This is a genomic window from Bacteroidota bacterium (genome assembly GCA_016183775.1).
Lineage (GTDB): Bacteria > Bacteroidota > Bacteroidia > JABDFU01 > JABDFU01 > JABDFU01.
On record JACPDY010000014.1, the window covers coordinates 46,364 to 64,344 of the forward strand.

The following is a 17,981-nucleotide window of genomic DNA, read 5'->3' on the forward strand; positions in this document are numbered from 1 at the left end:
AGTGTAAAGTTACGAGTTATTCCCACTTTTATTCTTGTCCCGTATATGGAATGACTATTCCTTACAAAACGCCCTTTACAAATTCTAAATTAATTTGGGATTAAGAAATCATTCACCCTCCCTTTATCTTCTTCTCAATCGCACTTGTAGAATACCCTTTCACCAGCTCGATCAGTTTCACTTCTCCGCCATTTGCAAGCACTATATCGTGCCCTGCAATTTGGTTCACTTTGTAATCGGCGCCTTTAACCAATACATCTGGTTGTATCAGTTTTATTAATTCATAAGGAGTTTCTTCGTCAAACACACATACTATATCCACAAAATGTAAGGCTGCAATTATTGTTGCACGCGATGTCTGATCCTGAATTGGACGGTTGGCTCCTTTGTTTAACAGTTGCACTGAGCTGTCGCTGTTAACGCCAACGATCAATATATTTCCGCAATCAGCGGCTTTGCTTAAATAATCAATATGGCCGAGGTGTAACAGATCAAAGCAGCCATTAGTGAAAACAATTTTCCTGCTTTTCAATCTGTGATGTGCCAATGCCGGCCCTAATGATTCACGGGTTAGTATGCGGTTCTTTATTACTTCAAGCTTTTGCATTTTTTGTTTTGATTTCGGGTTTCAGGTTTCAGGTTGAGTTTGGTTAAACCGCCAACTTGAAACCTGAAACCTTTTCTTAACCAACCTTCAACTGTTTCCTCTTTTCAATATTCAACATTAGAATTGAAACAGATCCCAATACCAGGATCAACAGCATTTGCGATGAGTGAACAATTGTAGCATACATCAAACCTTTACTGATCTCTTTTCCTGTTATCGGGTCGGGATGAGGAATAATCCCGTACAAGGCCAGTCCGCCGGCAACGAGGAAATGATAAGCGCCGATACCTCCCTGTACCGGTGCCGACATCCCTATTCCGCCCAGCACTAAAATAAACAGCGCGGCCGAAAATCCGAGGTCCGTTGTTTCGGGAACAGAGAAAAAGCTAAAGTAGCCTGCAACAAAATACAGGAACCATATTAGTACGGAATGAAATAAAAATGCTTTCCACTTTTTTAATTTCAATACCGATTGCAGACCATCGCCAATCCCTTTTAAAAAAGAAACCACTTTACCGATAAGCGGTATTTTAGCGATGCGTTTTCGCATGGTGTATAATATTACAATGATCGAAAATGCCACAATAGCTGTTATAAAAATAAAAGCGGAGGAGATATGTGACACGAATGAAAGTTTATCGCGGAACAGTGTCATGAAAAAATTACCGAACAGGCTAAAGTTGATGGCAAGTGTTAAAATGATGAGGAATATTAAACTGATGAGGTCGATTACCCGCTCAGCAATGACAGTGCCGAATAATGAATCGATAGACGTTTCTTCCACTTCATACAGAGCAGTGCAGCGTGTAACTTCACCTAAACGTGGGAATGCCATGTTGGCAAAATAACCCAGACACAACGAATAAAACAAATTACTGAATTTAGGGCGTACGTGCAATGGCTCAATGAGCATTCCCCACCTGTATGCCCGGCTCATGTGCGCAACCAATGAGAACAACAGTGAAAACATCACCCATCCGTAGTGCGCTTCTTTCATGTCGTTAAACATTTGCGTCAGATCGACATTGCGGAACGCGAAATACATTAACAGCACACCAACGCCAAGGAAAACAATAAACTTAATGCTTGATTTTAAACGGGCTGACAATTTATTTCTTTAGTTTGTTGGTTTGTGGATCCGGGAAAACTACAGTTGGTCTGAATTGTTTTGCTTCTTCAAAATCCATTGATGCATACGAAAGTATGATCACGTGGTGGCCCAATGATACCTTTAGGGCCGCCGGTCCGTTCAGACAAATAATGCCCGACCCGCGCTTGCCTTTTATTACATAAGTAATAAAGCGTTCGCCGTTATTATAGTTCAACACATGTACCTGTTCATTCTCGATCAGGTTAGCGGCATCCATCAGGTCCTCGTCAATAGTAACACTGCCAATGTAGTTCAGATCAGCCTCTGTAACAGTTACACGGTGTATCTTTGATTTTAATATATCTATCTTCATAGCACAACAAAACTAAGTATTAAATAAGAAGTAAGAAGTGAGAGAGCAGAATTTATTTTAAAATAACATTATCGATCAGCCTCACCTGGCCTACTCTTACCGCAATACAAGCCACTGCACTTTCGGCTTTATCCAGGTTAAGCACAGGTTGCAATGTTCTGGCATCCGCTATTTGAAAATATTCCAGTTCTGTAAGTGAGCTTTCAGCGATCTCACTTTCAACAAGCATGGTAAGTTCATCAACAGATAATTTATCGGCTAATTTCTGTACGGTAAACAATGTCTGCGAAATAATGCAGGCTACTGCCCGTTCAGAAGGGGTTAAACGAATGTTGCGTGAGCTCATAGCAAGTCCGTCCGGCTCACGGACAATCGGGCAGGTAACAATTTGTACCCCATAATTAAGCTGCCGGACCATTTCCTTAATGATGGTTTGTTGCTGAAAATCTTTTTGTCCGAAATAGGCCCTGTCGGGGTTAACAATATCAAGCAGTTTGCTTACAACCTGTATCACTCCTTCAAAATGACCGGGCCGGCGGGTGCCTTCCATTACTTTATCGAGGTCGCCTAAGTTTACCTGTAAATACCGATTGTCAGATTTGAGACTGGTTTGCCGGCGCTGAAACTGTGTGTCGGCGGGCAGGTTTTGGACAGTAGTACCAACAATTCCCATATCCGTATTACCAATTCCCTCTCTCACCTTTCGCCCTTCGTCCCTCGTCTCTTTCTTCACGTCCCTTGTCTCTCCGCCTTCCGGGTATATTTCCTTTTCCCCTGGAACAAACAATACATCACAGCCTGTTTTTTCAAGAAGTACTTTATCTGCTTCAATTGGTCTCGGGTATTTTTCCAGATCACTTTTATCATTGAACTGGGTTGGATTAACAAAAATGCTGCAAACCGTCACATCATTTTCGGCCTTTGAGCGTTCAATAAGGGAAATATGACCTTTATGTAAGGCTCCCATGGTTGGAACAAAGCCAATAGTATGACCTTTTTTACGCTGCTCGGTCAGGTGCCTCTCCAGATCGGTTTTTTTCTCAAAAACAAGCATTGGTATCACTTAAAATCGGGTTAAAAGTAATTATTAATTGTTACAGGCTACCGGAATAGTTCGATAATACAGACCCACTTCTGGTTAAAATGTTCTACAAAAGCAATTTTTATGGTACAGCCCCGTTGTATAGCTACTTAGCAATCAATAACATATAAAGAACGTAACGATAAACTTCTGTTTTTTCAAGACAAAGAGCCTTAAACATTAGGTTAATGTTGATAATCTTGTTAATATTTAGTACCTTTGTTTTCCTTTAATATCAACGTACTCACTCAATATACATACCATGAAAAAAGCCAAAATTTTATTTGTATCACAGGAGATCACGCCTTATTTAGAACCAACACCAATGGGAACTCTTTCCCGCCAATTGCCTCAAGGCATACAGGAGCGTGGCAGAGAGATTCGTACATTTATGCCCCGGTTTGGCTCTATTAATGAACGCAGGAACCAATTGCATGAAGTGATCCGCCTTTCAGGGATGAACCTGATCATTAATGATGCTGACCATCCGCTTATAATAAAGGTAGCTTCTATTCAATCGGCCCGCATGCAGGTTTATTTTATTGATAATGAAGACTATTTTCAACGTAAAGCTGTTTTTCAGGATAAAAAGGGACATTTCTTTGATGATAATGACGAGCGTGCTATTTTCTTTTGCCGTGGGGTCATTGAAACCATTAAAAAATTAGGCTGGTCACCCGACATTGTACATTGTCATGGTTGGATGACAAGCTTATTGCCGGTGTATCTTAAAAAGTCATATGCGGAGGATCCGATGTTCGAAAACACCAAGGTAGTTTACTCGGTATATGATGATGAGTTTCCAACAGCCTTGCATAAAGATTTCACTAAAAAAGCTGCTTTTGAGGGAATTGGTAAAAATGACCTGGATGCTGCTAAAGTTCCGTCATTTGCCAATATCAATAAATTAGCGGTGCAATATTCAGATGCTGTGATCAAAGCAAGTCCGAAAATATCTTCTGATGTTGAAAAATACATCAAAAAAGCGGATAAACCTATGCTTGATTATCATTCACCTGCGGATTATATAGATGCTTACAATGATTTTTATGAGCAGGTACTGGCAGAAGAGTTTGCCATGGCATGAACAAAAAGCCATGCCTACCGGCAGACAGGTAAAAAGACAAAATAACCGTTACAATTGTCCCGCCCACGCGGGACAATTGTTTTTAAAAACTCCGACATAACCCCTGACAGGGTTTCAAAACCCTGTCAGGGGTTATGTCGGAGTTTTATTAGTATTTTTGTCTGGCATTGAAAATCCGGGGATGAACGCATATACCAACAATAATTTGATACGTTTTATAACACTGTTTTTTTTAACCTGCGCCGGCATCTATTCATGTAAAAAGGAGGGGAAGATCGGGCTTGATGTTCAGCCTGTAACTGATCTGATCTCTTCTGAATTCAAAGATACTTCCACGGTATTAAGTTATGTGCAGAAAGATGATTCGGTGAAGACCAATAATTCTTCATTGTTATTTTTGGGAAGCTATGTTGATCCTGTTTTTGGTAAAACATCCTGTTCCTTCTTTACTCAATTGAATATTTTTAATAATTCAAACAACATTGATTTTACTAATGGCATTGGCCCCGCTTCCGAGCTGGTGCTGGATTCAGCTGTGCTCACTCTGCAATATCGTACAACCAGCACAGATGGCCGCAAATTATACGGATCGTCTGCGGATCAACAGACGATCAATGTGTATGAACTTACCCAGGGGCTTACAGTTGATAGTACATATTATTCAAACCGGATGTTATCATACAGCAGCCTGATCGGTTCTCAAAAACTTAGTCTTTTTCCCGACAGCAATGTGCTGCTTAAAGGTGTAAAAGTATTGCCTCACCTGCGTATTAAACTTGACAGCGCTTTTGCGGCCGGAATACTCATGCAATCCGGAACCGCTAACCTGGCCGATAATACCGCATTTCATAATTTCTTTAAAGGGATATATGTTGCACCTTCCAATGCAACGCAGGCTTCGGGAGAGGGAGCTGTGTTCTATTTTGATCCGCATGGCACATATACAAAACTTACATTATACTACCGGCGTCATATAAGCAGCCCTGCTGCCGGCGACACTCTTAATTATTCCTTCGAGATAAATGGAACTACCGCCTATTTTAACAATTTTCAGCATGATTACACTTCAACCGCGGTTGATGCAAGGATAAACAATGGTATTAACGACACCGATTATATATATATACAATCTGCTGCAGGCATACGTACCATGTTAATGCTGCCGTATTTAAAAAACTGGACAAGCAAAGGTCCAATTGCTGTTAATAAAGCAGAAGTTGTTTTTAAAGTTGATGGCTCGACCGTTTCAACCGATTACAACGCGCATCCGAAACTTTTCCTGGTTGCAATTGACTCAGTTCCCGGCAAGTTTGATTTTCCGATCGATTTTTATGAGCTGGCATCCGCTTATGGCGGAGAGTATAATGCCACTACACAGGAATACAGATTCAATATCGCAAGACACGTTCAATCTATTTTAGACGGCAGGAAAACAGATCATGGATTTTATTTACTTGCCGCAGGCGGCGCAGTTAACGCTGGCCGTACAGTTCTTTACGGTTCGGGTAAAGTATCAAACAAATTAAAATTTCGTTTAACCTATACCAAACTATATTAAATCATGTGTGGCATAGTAGCATATATCGGAAAAAAGGAAGCCTACCCAATATTAATAAAGGGTCTTCATCGTCTCGAGTACCGTGGATACGATAGCTCGGGAGTGGCATTGCTTAACGGCAGCCTGAATGTATACAAATGTAAAGGCAAAGTAAGTGACCTTGAAAAATTCACGGAAGGCAAAGTAAAGACAGGCACTATTGGAATAGGTCATACACGCTGGGCTACACACGGTGAGCCAAACGATGCCAATGCCCATCCGCATTATTCAGAAAGCAAAAGCATGGTAATGATACACAATGGGATCATTGAGAACTATGCACCATTAAAAGAACAACTTAAAAAGCGCGGACATACATTTACAAGTGATACCGATACAGAGGTACTTGTTCATCTTATTGAGGATATACAACAAACAGATAAACTTAAACTTGGCGACGCGGTGCGCGTAGCATTAAACCAGGTGGTGGGGGCTTACGCAATAGTAGTGCTTTCAAAAACAAATCCCGATGAATTGATCGCGGCTAAAAAAGGAAGTCCGCTTGTGATCGGTATCGGCAGAGATGAGTTTTTTCTCGCTTCGGATGCCACGCCAATTGTTGAGTATACAAAAAACGTAGTGTACCTCGAGGATGAAGAGATCGCTTTTGTGCCGCGCAGCGGGGAGTTGAAAATAAAAACGATCAAAAATAAAGCGGTAACGCCGTATGTGCAGGAATTGCAGATACAACTGGAAGCGTTGGAAAAGGGCGGGTTTGATCACTTTATGATGAAAGAAATTTATGAGCAACCGCGTTCTATAAAGGATAGTATGCGTGGGCGCTTAAGTTCGGATAAGGGAATTGTTAACCTTGGCGGCATTGCGGATTACGAACAGAAATTTGTGAATGCCAAGCGTATAATTATTGTAGCATGCGGAACATCCTGGCACGCGGGACTCGTAGCGGAATATCTTTTCGAAGATCTCGCGAGAATTCCGGTTGAAGTGGAATACGCGTCGGAGTTTCGTTATCGCAACCCGATCATATATGAAGACGATGTAGTGATCGCTATATCGCAATCGGGCGAAACAGCGGATACGCTCGCGGTCATTGAATTGGCAAAATCAAAAGGCGCAACCATTATAGGAGTTTGTAATGTTGTAGGATCAACCATTCCGCGCACTACACATGCGGGGTCATATACCCACGCGGGACCTGAAATAGGAGTGGCATCAACAAAAGCGTTTACCGCGCAGGTCACGGTGCTTACACTTATGGCATTAAGTATAGCACGAAAAAAAGGAAGTATTTCTGAATCCCGCTTCCACCAGTTATTGAATGAACTGGAGGCAATTCCTGAAAAGGTTGAAAAAGTATTAAAGACAAACGAACAGGTAAAATACATAGCTGATATTTACAAAGAATCACGCAATTTCCTTTACCTGGGCCGCGGATATACTTTCCCGGTTGCATTGGAAGGTGCCCTGAAGCTCAAGGAGATATCATATATACATGCCGAAGGTTATCCAGCCGCTGAAATGAAGCATGGCCCGATCGCTCTCATCGATCAGGAAATGCCAGTGGTGGTTATTGCCACGAAGGGCGCCTCTTATGAAAAGGTGGTGAGTAACATACAGGAAGTGAAAGCGCGGAAAGGAAAAATCATTTCAGTTGTTACCGAGGGAGACATTGTTGTAAAGGGCTTGGCTGATTTTACCATTGAGATACCGGAAACGGATGAAATATTGGTGCCGCTAATTTCTGTAGTCCCATTGCAGCTATTATCCTACCACGTTGCTGTAATGCGCGGCTGTAATGTTGACCAGCCAAGGAATCTGGCGAAGTCGGTTACCGTAGAGTAGCAAGAGGAGCGGTCGAAAAAATAGCGTAAATATAGGGGGAGAGCTTTATTGCAGATTTTGAAATTGCCATCATTTGTAGTACATTAGTGCTAAAATTTGTAGCAATGTCAAAAATAGCAAAGAACATCAGACACCTGAGGGCCCTTGAAAATATGTCGCAAGAGCAGCTTGCCGACGAATTAAAGATCACACGGTCCAGGTTAGGATCGTACGAAGAGGGCAGAAGCGAGCCGAGCATAGAAATGCTCATTAAATTATCCGTCTATTTTCATGTGGCCATCGACGCGATGGTAAAAGTTGATCTTACAAAGACCCAGCTTAACACGTTAATGGAAATTGAAAACAATCGGACGTTATTTCCAATTTATTTAGACAAAGAAGGCAACGATCTGATAGAAGTTGTGCCCGCGAGGGCCGCGGCCGGCTACCTGAATGGGTATGCGGATCCTGAGTATTTCGAAAGTTTGCCTAAAATGAATCTCCCTTTTATTCCTGTAGGAAAGCACAGGGCCTTTTCCATCAAAGGCGATTCCATGCCTCCGTTAAAAGATGGCTCATATGTAGTAGGCAAATATGTTGAATCATTAAAAGACATTAAGAACGCCCGGACATACGTATTGCTCACAAAGCACGATGGCATTGTGTACAAGCGTGTATTCAATAATATAAAAAAGGACGGCACATTAATATTACATTCTGATAACCCGCTTTACCAGCCTTACCCCGTTCATTTGCACGATGTGCTTGAAGTATGGGAGTTTACCTGCTGTCTTAATTTATCCGACAGCAAACCCGACGAACTGAATATGAATAGTATAATGACCATGCTCCGGAGTATGAAGGTGGAGCTGGCGAGTATAAAAAAGTAGGAAAATTGTAAAAACAAAAGATCTTTACATAATATGACCTTCTTCTATATTCAGAAAAAATATATTGTTACGTGAGCGTTGGAAGCGACAAAACGCGATGCCGCGTAGCTTTGTGTGGAGGAATCGTTTTGTCTTGATTTCTTTTGTTACTTTTCTTGATCAAGCAAGAAAAGTAAGTGTGGGATTTTTTAGAATAAGCGATTTCAAAGCCACCAGATAATTTCGATATCGTATAAATTTTTTCCATCAAACCCTGAATAGTGTTCGCCATCATCGACATAGAAACCACCGGCGGTTCCTACACCGCCAGCCGCATCACCGAAATTGCAGTCATCATACACGATGGTTTAAGTGTGGTGGATAAATTTACAACACTCATTAACCCAGAAGTAAAGATTCCGTATCATATTACACGCCTTACCGGCATCAGCAACGAAATGGTGGCCGATGCGCCCAGGTTCTACGATATTGCCAAACAACTTATTGAGTTTACAAAGGATAAAATATTTGTCGCGCATAATGTGGGATTTGATTATGGGTTTATCCGGCAGGAATACAAAAGTCTGGGATATGATTTTGCACTACCAAAATTATGTACAGTACAGCTAAGCCGTAAATTATTGCCCGGCAAACGTTCATACAGTTTAGGTAATTTGTGCGATGAGTTAAATATTGGAAATAAAGCACGGCACAGAGCTGAGGGTGATGCCATTGCCACAACCGAATTGTTTGAACTGCTACTTCGGGTAAAGAACGAACATCCCCAATACAAAAATTTCGGAATTGAGCAATTGACCCGTAAAGTGTCTTTTGCCAAAAGCAACGCGCTCATTGAAAAATTGCCGGAAGAAACAGGCGTGTATTATTTCTACAACGATAAAGGAGATATTATTTATATAGGCAAAAGTAATAATATGCGCCAGCGCGCCTTGTCGCATTTCAGGAACAGTACGAGTAAAAAAGCCATTAACTTAATGAACAGCATTGTGAATGTTGATTTTACTGTTACCGGCAGCGAGTTGGTTGCCTTGTTGTTAGAGTCGAACGAAATAAAAATACACAAGCCTTTGTTTAACCATGCCAAACGGCGTTCCGCATTTAATTATGGCATTGAAGCATTTGATGATCTGAATGGGTATAAAAACTTAAGGGTAATTAAAGTCACAAATGAATCTTCACCAATTGCCTCTTTCACTACACACGATGCCGCTAAGGATTATTTACATGAATTGGTGAATGAATACACCCTTTGCCAGAAACTCTCCGGTCTGTATGACTCACAGGCCGCGTGTTTTAATTACCGGTTAAAACAATGCAATGGAGCATGTATAAACCAGGAATCTCCTGAAACATATAACAAGCGGGTTATTCAGGCTATTGAATCAGCAGGTTTAAATAACCGTTCCTTTTTTATGTTCGACAAGGGAAGAACTGTAAATGAAAATTCCATTGTTCAGGTTCGGAATGGAAAATACATTGGGTTCGGTTATATTGATAAAAGCGAAAGTGTTTCGGAGATTGAAATGCTTGAAAGGTACATTACAAAATATCCCGATAACAGAGATGCGCATCAAATCATCAAATCATTTTACATGAATAGAAAAATCAAGAAGATTAAGTGTTAAAATGAAAAACACCAGCAAACTCAAAAATATACTTCAGCTGTACACTATATCCCTCGATATGGACGAGGATAGTAATTTTTATTTAACCGTAATAAGTAAGAGAACAAAAGTTGTGGAAACCTTTATTGACAGATCTTATTCTGTTGTTATCGGAAAGGCATTCAGTCACATGAAGAAGGAGATGAAAAAACTTCTGTTGATGGACAGATGAGTTACCGGAAAACTACATCGCCTGTTTTGCAGGTGTATTTATTATTTTGTAATTTGAGCTTCAAATAAAACCAACCGAAAATGATACGATCCATAACATGTTTTTTAGCATTCATTACACTAACATGCATAAGCAGCGCACAGGATACTGCAGGTGTTAAAACGGTCATATTCCCCAGGGAAAAGCCAACGCATGCTACCAATGACGCTCCATCTTCACGTTTTACGCCAATACCTGATGAGATCACTCTTGTTGATTCTATTGTAAAGGCCCACATTAAAGAAAAATTTCCACAGGCAACAACTGTGCAGGTAGATAAGTATTACAGGCAATACTATGGTTCTATTATGATGTCGCAGAGAATAGTTTATGTAAATGCCTGCTGTACCAAACCGGAAAAATTTTTCGAAGAAATGTATTTTGTTAAAGGCGGCGGGAATTGCTATTTCACGGCAAGGGTAAACCTGCAGAGTAAAAAGATCATGTCGTTCAAGTTTAATGCAGCCAAGTAAAAAAGCCATTTAGCTATATATGGCTAAATGACTTGTTAAGAGTGTGACCTGCGGAGGCTCGAACTCCCGACCCGGTGATTAAGAGTCAACTGCTCTACCACTGAGCTACCGAGTCAACTTGATTTTTTGTTAAAATCAGGGCTCTAAAGGTAATAATTTTCCATAATATTAGATTTTTCATCCTCCATGTTTGCAAAAATCAGCATAAAGTATTGAAATGATTTTTTCATAAACATAACCACCGGTTTTGGTAGTTTATTCCCCATAGTGGGATAACTTTTGCACAATATTTTTTAAGATAACGCAAGGAGAATCGTGAAATAGCCTTGGAATAAGGTTTTCCGGACGAACGTTGTTTTGGTATTCTTCTTGAATAAAGAAATCTGAAATTCTTAACCAGTATTATTAACGCTATAAATACAGAACAAAATGAAATCAAATAGAAATTCAAAAAATGAAGATCGCACAAGTAAAAAAAATACGCAGGATGCAGTTTCTTCACAGGACGATACAAGTCAGGGTTTGCGTGAGTTATTTGAAGATGAATTAAAGGACATATATTGGGCTGAAAAGGCCTTGGTTAAGGCAATTCCCAAAATGATAAAGGAATCGACTTCTGAGGAATTAGCAGCAGCACTCTCTGACCACCTTTCTGTTACGAAGGAACAGGTAAGCCGGGTGGAAGAAATTTTTGATTCAATTGGCGCTCCAGCCGAGGTAAAGAAATGTGAAGCGATGGCTGGTTTAATTAAGGAGAGTGAGCAAATTATGAAATATAGCGAAAAGGGATTCGTACGTGATGCCGGTATTATTTCGGCAGCTCAGAAAGTGGAACATTATGAAATAGCCAGTTATGGAACGCTTGCTGCGTTTGCAAAAATATTAGGTGAAAACAAGGCTGTCACATTGCTTAACGAAACACTTAATGAAGAAAAAGAAGCTGATGAGAGACTTTCTGAAATTGCAGAATCTTCCATTAATATTGAAGCAGTTAATGCAGAGTAGATAATAACATATAAATTTTTCGAGTACCAAATAATCAATTTAATTAAACAATTTAAAACCTAAACAAAATGTCAGAAAATCAAAAAGACCAACGGTTTCAAAACAATCCAAATGGTCAACAACAAAATCAAAAAGGTCAACAAAATCAAGCTAACCGTAATCAACGTGAAGTTACTGCTGAGGAAGAAAGAACTAACACTTCAGAGACAGAAAACGAAGATCTAGGTACTTCAATGCCTGGTCGTGAAGGCAAAACTCCCGTTGCAGGACAAGAGAACCGCCAGGGAGGGACTAAAACTTCAGGTGAGAGCCGGGATTATAGTTCGAGTTACAACCAGAGTAGTCAAAGCAGTGGAAAGCAAAGTAAATAAGCTACCGTGGAGGGCATAGCGCCGGTTTGTACCCCGGCGTTATGCCTTAACTATTTTACATAGCAAAATAATTGTGTTGTCCGCTTCCTGAAGGAAGTGTCTATATAAATAAATTCAAGAATTTGGTTAGATATTTAATTTGATAGGATAATAGTCTCCAATCACAATTAAATAACACAAATTAACTTGAGTTTGTTCCCGCGATTTTCACTCGTTTGGATTATTCGGTATATGATTAATCTAAAGCGGGTGATTTCGTGTATATAATTATTTTGTGTATGATAGAGGTTATATCGAATTAGATTATTATATACATTTTCAAAAAAATATATGGAAAAACCTGACCGGCAGGTATAGAGTTTTCGTGTTTTGGTGGCCAAAATCAAATTGCCACTAAAGCACAAAAACACTAAATCCCACAAAAGGCGTATTCAAGATAAATTCTAATATTTCCCCTAAAAAAATTTTGATAGTACTTGGGTTGAGAGTTGGAAAACAAAAAAAGAAAGTTTACTCCTTAAAATAAAATTTATTTACTTAATCAATAGTCCAGTAATTTTAACGCTAAATATGCAGTTTGTTCATTTAGACTATTGTTAACAACAGTAGATTTATTTATAAATTATCGATCCTCGGTAGGAACTAGAGCTTCAGTGTGAGTGGGAGGATAATTGCCGGAATCATGTCGGTTAATGAACCGCTTAATAAAGTTGTTTAAAGAATTGAAAATCGAAGTAGAATATTTATCTAACACCGGTACAGCCACTTTTTCAATTATTACCGATGAAAGGAATCCTTTTAAAGATGTTGATCTGCCAAATATTCTACCAATGAAGTAACTTGCCCAGGCATTTAAGCTTATACTTTTCAGGTCCCTCTTCACCTCATTGTTTTGTGAAAGCTTATGTAATAAATTATCTAAAATAGTTAAGGGATGAATTGTATAATAAATTTCCTTAATACCTTTTTTGAGTTCTTGTTCCTGATCGTATTTTTGAACTCTCAATTGCATAATTCTGCGTTGAAGATCAATATAATTATTGATCGCCTTTTTTTCAGTGCCTGTTGTCATAAAGCATTATTTTTAAAACTGGTCTTCCTTACATATTTCTTTAATAATCTTATTTTGGAGGGGCTTTTCCAGCAGCATCTTTCTGAAACAGATCATAATTATGCTTAAAGCAAGATAAGCTCCTCCAACAATAAGAAATCCTTCATAATCATTATTGAGAACAGAGGAAATGTATAATGCAGCAGCAAAGCTTAGAAAAACAACACTTAAAATTATAACGGGAATAATTAAAAACCGGGAAACAATTCTTGATATGTTAACCGAAACCTTTTCGGAAATTTTTAAAACCGTTAAATCATAACAGGTATCTATATATCTCTTAAATTTATCCAGTATATTTTCAAATGGCTGTTCGTACTGCATAAAACATTTTTTAAATAAATAATAATTGAATTGTTTATTTACAGCTATACCCTGGAATACTGTTCCGCTGATGACTTTTGTTGATCTGCTTTACCATTGGCAGATTTCTTTAATTCATCTTCAGCTCTTTCTCCAAAACTTTCTACTTTGTCTTTAAATTTTCCAGCTTTGCTTTTTAAATTATCCGTCAGGTCTTTGCTGCGCCAATTGCTGCTCCGAATAATAACGCACCGATAGTTTTTCCATAATTTTCCATGTTTTCATTTTTTTAAGCCTTCCCTGTAAATCAGTTAAAGGCGAGTTAATTAATAGTTTTATCCTTATATATTCTTCAATATTGTGCCACAATCTGTTTGTTTTATAAATGCATCATTAATAGGTAATTAGAGAAAAACAAATCAGTTACAGAAATAACACTGGGGAAACCTTTTCCCCAGTGTGGGAAGTTTGATAATTACCAGCTTTCAGAATGTGATATATTTTTATTTTCATTGGAATCGGTTAGAGAGCATTTATCTGCAAATCTTATTCCTTCGGATCTGTAATTATTGTAGTGATGTATAAAATAAGCATAGCTAATAAAAATGTAGCAAAATGTGATAATCCTAAATTGAACTTTTGGCTAGTTCTGTACCTCGTGTTCCTTTTTGGATATTTCCTCCACTTGCGTTATGAATGCGGTAATTTTGCTATCGGAGTATGGTCCGTAAGCATCTGATATTGCACCCTTTTTTTTATCCGATGTTTCAATTGCGTAAAGAATACAATTGTCTGCAGGGTCACTTTCTCCTTCGAAACGATAAAAATTAACTATCCTTACTTGTTCAGGAGTGTACTTATTCCTATTTTCAGCCACCAGGAAATTCCCCTTAATGAGAAAATTTTCGGTATAGCCTTCTTCTATTAGTTTTGCCATGCATTCCACTAATGTGGTCATTTCCGTTTTTTGGGTTTTGGTTTTCATGATTTTTTAAATTATAAATCCATATTCACTAATAATCTTTAAATACAATCATATAGTAATTTCCAGCTCATACATACCGAAAATATAATCCGGTTATACTTTATTGAAGTGTCAGATCCTAGACAAGATCCACACCATTTTGAACTTGTACCACCCCTTCACCATGGTAAGGTGTAATCCCGATAGTTACATCAACTTTATAATAATAGTTTCCTCCATTTAATTTACCAAAGTCGGCGTACCCGTTTCCATCTGTATTTTTTGAGGCAAGTATAATATCGGATGACAAGTCTGATTGAGAAACTGCAATCTTGATAGTCGCATTTGGAACTGCATTACCATCTTTTTTTACTCTAAATGCCAAACCGCCTTTAAATGAAAAGTTAGGTGAGGTACTTTGATTGGTTGGCTGAACATCATTTGTTTTTTTACAACTAACAAAAAGGATTGAACCTATTATACACAATCCTATAAATAGATTATTAAATGTTTTCATAAAATATATAATTTAAATATTCCTACTCTCTTTAAGGCTTTTCGGTTTCCGCCATGATCGCTAAACCAATAAAATACCAAATGCAATTATTTTTTTTAATTGGTTTATATTATTCAGGTACAGCGAATTGCTTTTGTCAAAAAAAACAAATTCGATTTCATACAATTTGTGTTTTGTAGAATTAAAGCCTCGTTTCGAGTAAAATATTGCTATTCAATTATAAAACCCGTCGTATAAATAAAAGAATCCTCCCGGCTTTTTTATTTGTAAGCGTCTTTGTTTTAAAGTATTCAGCTTTTAAGTGTTTCCATTTTTTTCTGTGCTGGTTTTATCTCCACCTGGATCAGGGTTTGTTTTATCTGAATTATTGCCTGATTGGTTGAATTCAGAATTATACTTGCTGGTTTTATCGCCCGGATTGATTGTATCATAGGGCATAACCCGACTAGCCTCTTTATCAGTAGCGAACCCGGTTTCATAATCACTTTTTAAATCGGTGTTATTATTAATGGAGTTCTCCTTCTTGCGGTTTTGTTCGCCTGAGGGTTTATTGTCAGAATTGTCTTTTTTTCTTGAGCTGTCAAAATCGCTTTCCTTTTTCCAATAGTCTTCATTGGTGTTTTTTTCAGGCTCTGGCATACCTGAGCGTTCTCTTGTTTTACCTGTGCGAGTCGCAGTGGTTTTTTTCGTGGTTTTCATGACTATTTTTTAATGAATGAATATTATATTATAATAATGCGTGTAATAATTATACCTTATTTTTTATTGTCACAAATAATTAATTGCCAATTAATTATAGCTTGCGTATTGTGCCCATTGTATAACACAGATGTGGAATAATATTCCTGAGTTGAGTAATAATTATCCGTCTTTTATCCTTTAATATTGTGTAATTCATTATATACATACGTTTTCTGCTTTGGCATATTTTTTATATCAGTTTACATCTAACCAATAAAATAATAATCATGAAAAAAAATCAAGAAAGATCTGCTGGCTCAAGCCGGGAAAGATCAAATCAACAAAGGGGTAAAACCGGTTCTACCCGTAATCAGACTGATACAACCAGAACAAAAAGTCAGTATACGGAGAAGAAGAAAAATGACCAATCGAGAACAAGGGACGATGAAGATTTAAGGGATGATGACGATTATTAGAGTTCTACATCCAATTCTTGACAAACGGTATCGAAAAAATGCGAGTAGTTTACTCGCATTTTTTTTGAAAAAGAAAAAATTACGCAGCCGAAAACATGAAAGTAAAACTCTTACTTAAAGACCATTTCTTACACAAGAAAAAAGCTATACAGGATCATTTCCCCTGATTACTCTTAAAATAATCGCTATCAGCGCAATTAACAATAAGAGATGTATTAATCCACTGGCGCTGTAAGCAAAAAAGCTAATTGCCCACACAATAACTAATACAACGGCAACAAAATAGAGCAGCTTATTCATAATTAAAAGATTTAAAGAATTTATACTAAATTATTATTTAAGATGTGGCCAATTATTATGCCATCCCTGCTAAACCTCTTTAAGCAGTTTGAATGAACGATTAAATAAAAGAGTGAACCCTAAAGTGTGGAAAACAGTCCCGACAGTGGAGAAATATGTACGCTGATTTTTAAATTTGCTGTGTGACCTATTGAAAGAATTATTTTTTCTTTTTCCCGAATAGTTTTTCCAAAAATGTTTTGTTAAGATCGTCCTCTAATTTATAAATATTGATAGAGTGGTCGATCGAAGGTTTTAGGGCATGAACAAAGGCATTCCTTAAAAGATAACTTATAGCCTTCCACATATTGGCGTCGGGAGAATCAAACTTGCCTTTAATCGAAACTTTGGTCCCGATTTGATCCGAATAATTATTTTTAAGCAATTCAGCGGCCCCTCCAACAATCAGTTCCCACAATACCTGTTTTAATTTTTCATCTTTCTTCCAGATCGCGACTTTTATATCTTTTATCAAAGGTTTTACATATCCCCCGAATTCCCCATTCTTTGCGGCAAATTCAGTATACAATCCGAAACGACCTGTGGTCACTTCAAAATTACCGTAAGCTCTCAGTAAATCATTTAACAGTACAAGGTTCAGCTCTGTCAGTTCTGCGTTCATATCAAATGTTGGAATTTCATTTAATGCGTCAAAATCAACATTCATAGTAAAGTTCCCTCCATAAGCATGTCCTGTGGCCTGGAGGTGTGCAGGAAGCAATTTGTTGCTGTCATTTACGTTTGAAAGATTCGTGGCTTTTATAGTAACGTCTTTTAAAGCTACATCAACCATAGGTTTAGCCGCATGATCTATATAATGTATCTGCCCGTTCATAATTTCAAAATGGTTAATGGTGAGCGGGAATAGATCCTTAATAAGCTTCTTAAAATCAGCAGTATCAGCTTTTACATTTTCATTTTTGTGAACACCTCTTACAAAATTTAATACAGGATCTTCTACATATATTTCTCCAACGACAGAACCTTTTAGCAATGCACGCCATTCAACAGATAAATCAATAACAGGAGAGGTAAAAAAAGGGATAGTGTCTTTTTGGGTACCTTTCACATTGTCGATCTTCACTAATTTAATATCTTTTATAACGTATGCTCCTCTTATGAGTGCCATATCAATGTCCTTTACATGACCGTAATATTCACTCAGCTCTGCCAGTTTTTTATTTACATAATTAAGTACTAAGTAGGGTAACGAAATACGGAATAAAATGAGTAAAGCAAAAATGGAAATTAAAATCCAGCGTAGTTGTTTATTTTTTTTTATGCTTTGCAACATTTCTCTCTGTAAATTTTTAATAAAAGTCAAAACCAGGTGTCGTTTTTAAAGCAGCAGCCTCCGGT

General features: G+C 38.1%; 21 protein-coding genes. 10 read left to right on the forward strand and 11 right to left on the reverse strand.

Annotation, left to right across the window (positions count from 1 at the left end):
- Nucleotides 1-112: 112 nt before the first annotated feature.
- The 4 genes from rfaE2 to HYU69_01970 all read right to left on the reverse strand — a co-directional run bounded on the left by rfaE2 (nucleotide 113) and on the right by HYU69_01970 (nucleotide 3,133).
- Nucleotides 113-607, reverse strand: coding sequence for a D-glycero-beta-D-manno-heptose 1-phosphate adenylyltransferase (gene rfaE2 / locus HYU69_01955; protein ID MBI2269101.1), 495 nt, complete (start codon nucleotides 605-607; stop codon nucleotides 113-115).
- 76 nt (nucleotides 608-683) lie between these two features.
- Nucleotides 684-1,715 (reverse strand): flippase-like domain-containing protein, encoded by a 1,032-nt coding sequence (locus HYU69_01960; protein ID MBI2269102.1) that lies wholly within the window; start codon nucleotides 1,713-1,715, stop codon nucleotides 684-686.
- Nucleotide 1,716: 1 nt separating this feature from the next.
- Nucleotides 1,717-2,070, reverse strand: coding sequence for an aspartate 1-decarboxylase (locus tag HYU69_01965; GenBank protein ID MBI2269103.1), 354 nt, complete (start codon nucleotides 2,068-2,070; stop codon nucleotides 1,717-1,719).
- Nucleotides 2,071-2,122: 52 nt separating this feature from the next.
- Nucleotides 2,123-3,133 (reverse strand): pantoate--beta-alanine ligase, encoded by a 1,011-nt coding sequence (locus tag HYU69_01970; protein MBI2269104.1) that lies wholly within the window; start codon nucleotides 3,131-3,133, stop codon nucleotides 2,123-2,125.
- Nucleotides 3,134-3,413: 280 nt separating this feature from the next.
- Between HYU69_01970 and HYU69_01975 the strand changes: the two genes are divergently transcribed.
- From HYU69_01975 to HYU69_02015, 9 genes are all read left to right on the forward strand, one after another.
- Entirely contained in the window at nucleotides 3,414-4,238 is an 825-nt protein-coding gene (locus HYU69_01975; protein MBI2269105.1) for a glycogen/starch synthase, read from the forward strand.
- 181 nt (nucleotides 4,239-4,419) lie between these two features.
- On the forward strand, nucleotides 4,420-5,796 hold the full coding sequence (locus tag HYU69_01980; protein ID MBI2269106.1) for a DUF4270 domain-containing protein: 1,377 nt from the start codon (nucleotides 4,420-4,422) through the stop codon (nucleotides 5,794-5,796).
- Nucleotides 5,797-5,799: 3 nt separating this feature from the next.
- Nucleotides 5,800-7,638, forward strand: a complete 1,839-nt coding sequence (gene glmS, locus HYU69_01985; protein MBI2269107.1) for a glutamine--fructose-6-phosphate transaminase (isomerizing) — start codon at nucleotides 5,800-5,802, stop codon at nucleotides 7,636-7,638.
- Nucleotides 7,639-7,742: 104 nt separating this feature from the next.
- Nucleotides 7,743-8,507 (forward strand): LexA family transcriptional regulator, encoded by a 765-nt coding sequence (locus HYU69_01990; GenBank protein MBI2269108.1) that lies wholly within the window; start codon nucleotides 7,743-7,745, stop codon nucleotides 8,505-8,507.
- Between the two features lie 260 nt (nucleotides 8,508-8,767).
- The gene (locus HYU69_01995; protein MBI2269109.1) at nucleotides 8,768-10,132 is read left to right on the forward strand and encodes a GIY-YIG nuclease family protein; all 1,365 of its coding nucleotides are present in this window, start codon (nucleotides 8,768-8,770) and stop codon (nucleotides 10,130-10,132) included.
- A gap of 1 nt (nucleotide 10,133) precedes the next feature.
- On the forward strand, nucleotides 10,134-10,343 hold the full coding sequence (locus HYU69_02000; protein ID MBI2269110.1) for a hypothetical protein: 210 nt from the start codon (nucleotides 10,134-10,136) through the stop codon (nucleotides 10,341-10,343).
- 80 nt (nucleotides 10,344-10,423) lie between these two features.
- Nucleotides 10,424-10,855, forward strand: a complete 432-nt coding sequence (locus HYU69_02005; GenBank protein ID MBI2269111.1) for a hypothetical protein — start codon at nucleotides 10,424-10,426, stop codon at nucleotides 10,853-10,855.
- A gap of 429 nt (nucleotides 10,856-11,284) precedes the next feature.
- Complete coding sequence (locus HYU69_02010; GenBank protein MBI2269112.1) at nucleotides 11,285-11,860, forward strand: ferritin-like domain-containing protein; 576 nt, start codon at nucleotides 11,285-11,287, stop codon at nucleotides 11,858-11,860.
- Between the two features lie 68 nt (nucleotides 11,861-11,928).
- Nucleotides 11,929-12,231: a hypothetical protein gene (locus HYU69_02015; protein ID MBI2269113.1), complete on the forward strand. Its 303-nt coding sequence runs from the start codon at nucleotides 11,929-11,931 to the stop codon at nucleotides 12,229-12,231.
- A 622-nt stretch (nucleotides 12,232-12,853) separates the two neighbouring features.
- Here HYU69_02015 and HYU69_02020 read toward each other — a convergent pair.
- The 5 genes from HYU69_02020 to HYU69_02040 form a co-directional block, all read right to left on the reverse strand.
- Nucleotides 12,854-13,303, reverse strand: a complete 450-nt coding sequence (locus HYU69_02020; protein MBI2269114.1) for a hypothetical protein — start codon at nucleotides 13,301-13,303, stop codon at nucleotides 12,854-12,856.
- A 12-nt stretch (nucleotides 13,304-13,315) separates the two neighbouring features.
- On the reverse strand, nucleotides 13,316-13,666 hold the full coding sequence (locus HYU69_02025) for a hypothetical protein (protein ID MBI2269115.1): 351 nt from the start codon (nucleotides 13,664-13,666) through the stop codon (nucleotides 13,316-13,318).
- A 622-nt stretch (nucleotides 13,667-14,288) separates the two neighbouring features.
- Complete coding sequence (locus HYU69_02030; GenBank protein MBI2269116.1) at nucleotides 14,289-14,630, reverse strand: hypothetical protein; 342 nt, start codon at nucleotides 14,628-14,630, stop codon at nucleotides 14,289-14,291.
- A gap of 118 nt (nucleotides 14,631-14,748) precedes the next feature.
- Nucleotides 14,749-15,126 carry a hypothetical protein gene (locus tag HYU69_02035; protein ID MBI2269117.1) on the reverse strand — a complete coding sequence of 126 codons (378 nt, stop codon included), beginning with the start codon at nucleotides 15,124-15,126 and terminating at the stop codon, nucleotides 14,749-14,751.
- A gap of 297 nt (nucleotides 15,127-15,423) precedes the next feature.
- Entirely contained in the window at nucleotides 15,424-15,825 is a 402-nt protein-coding gene (locus tag HYU69_02040; protein MBI2269118.1) for a hypothetical protein, read from the reverse strand.
- Nucleotides 15,826-16,094: 269 nt separating this feature from the next.
- Here HYU69_02040 and HYU69_02045 point away from each other — a divergent pair, with 269 nt between their 5' ends.
- Nucleotides 16,095-16,283, forward strand: coding sequence for a hypothetical protein (locus HYU69_02045; GenBank protein MBI2269119.1), 189 nt, complete (start codon nucleotides 16,095-16,097; stop codon nucleotides 16,281-16,283).
- Between the two features lie 144 nt (nucleotides 16,284-16,427).
- Here HYU69_02045 and HYU69_02050 read toward each other — a convergent pair whose 3' ends face one another.
- Together HYU69_02050 and HYU69_02055 are read right to left on the reverse strand one after the other, a co-directional pair.
- Complete coding sequence (locus HYU69_02050; GenBank protein MBI2269120.1) at nucleotides 16,428-16,583, reverse strand: lmo0937 family membrane protein; 156 nt, start codon at nucleotides 16,581-16,583, stop codon at nucleotides 16,428-16,430.
- Nucleotides 16,584-16,782: 199 nt separating this feature from the next.
- Complete coding sequence (locus HYU69_02055; GenBank protein ID MBI2269121.1) at nucleotides 16,783-17,916, reverse strand: DUF748 domain-containing protein; 1,134 nt, start codon at nucleotides 17,914-17,916, stop codon at nucleotides 16,783-16,785.
- Nucleotides 17,917-17,981 lie beyond the last annotated feature (65 nt).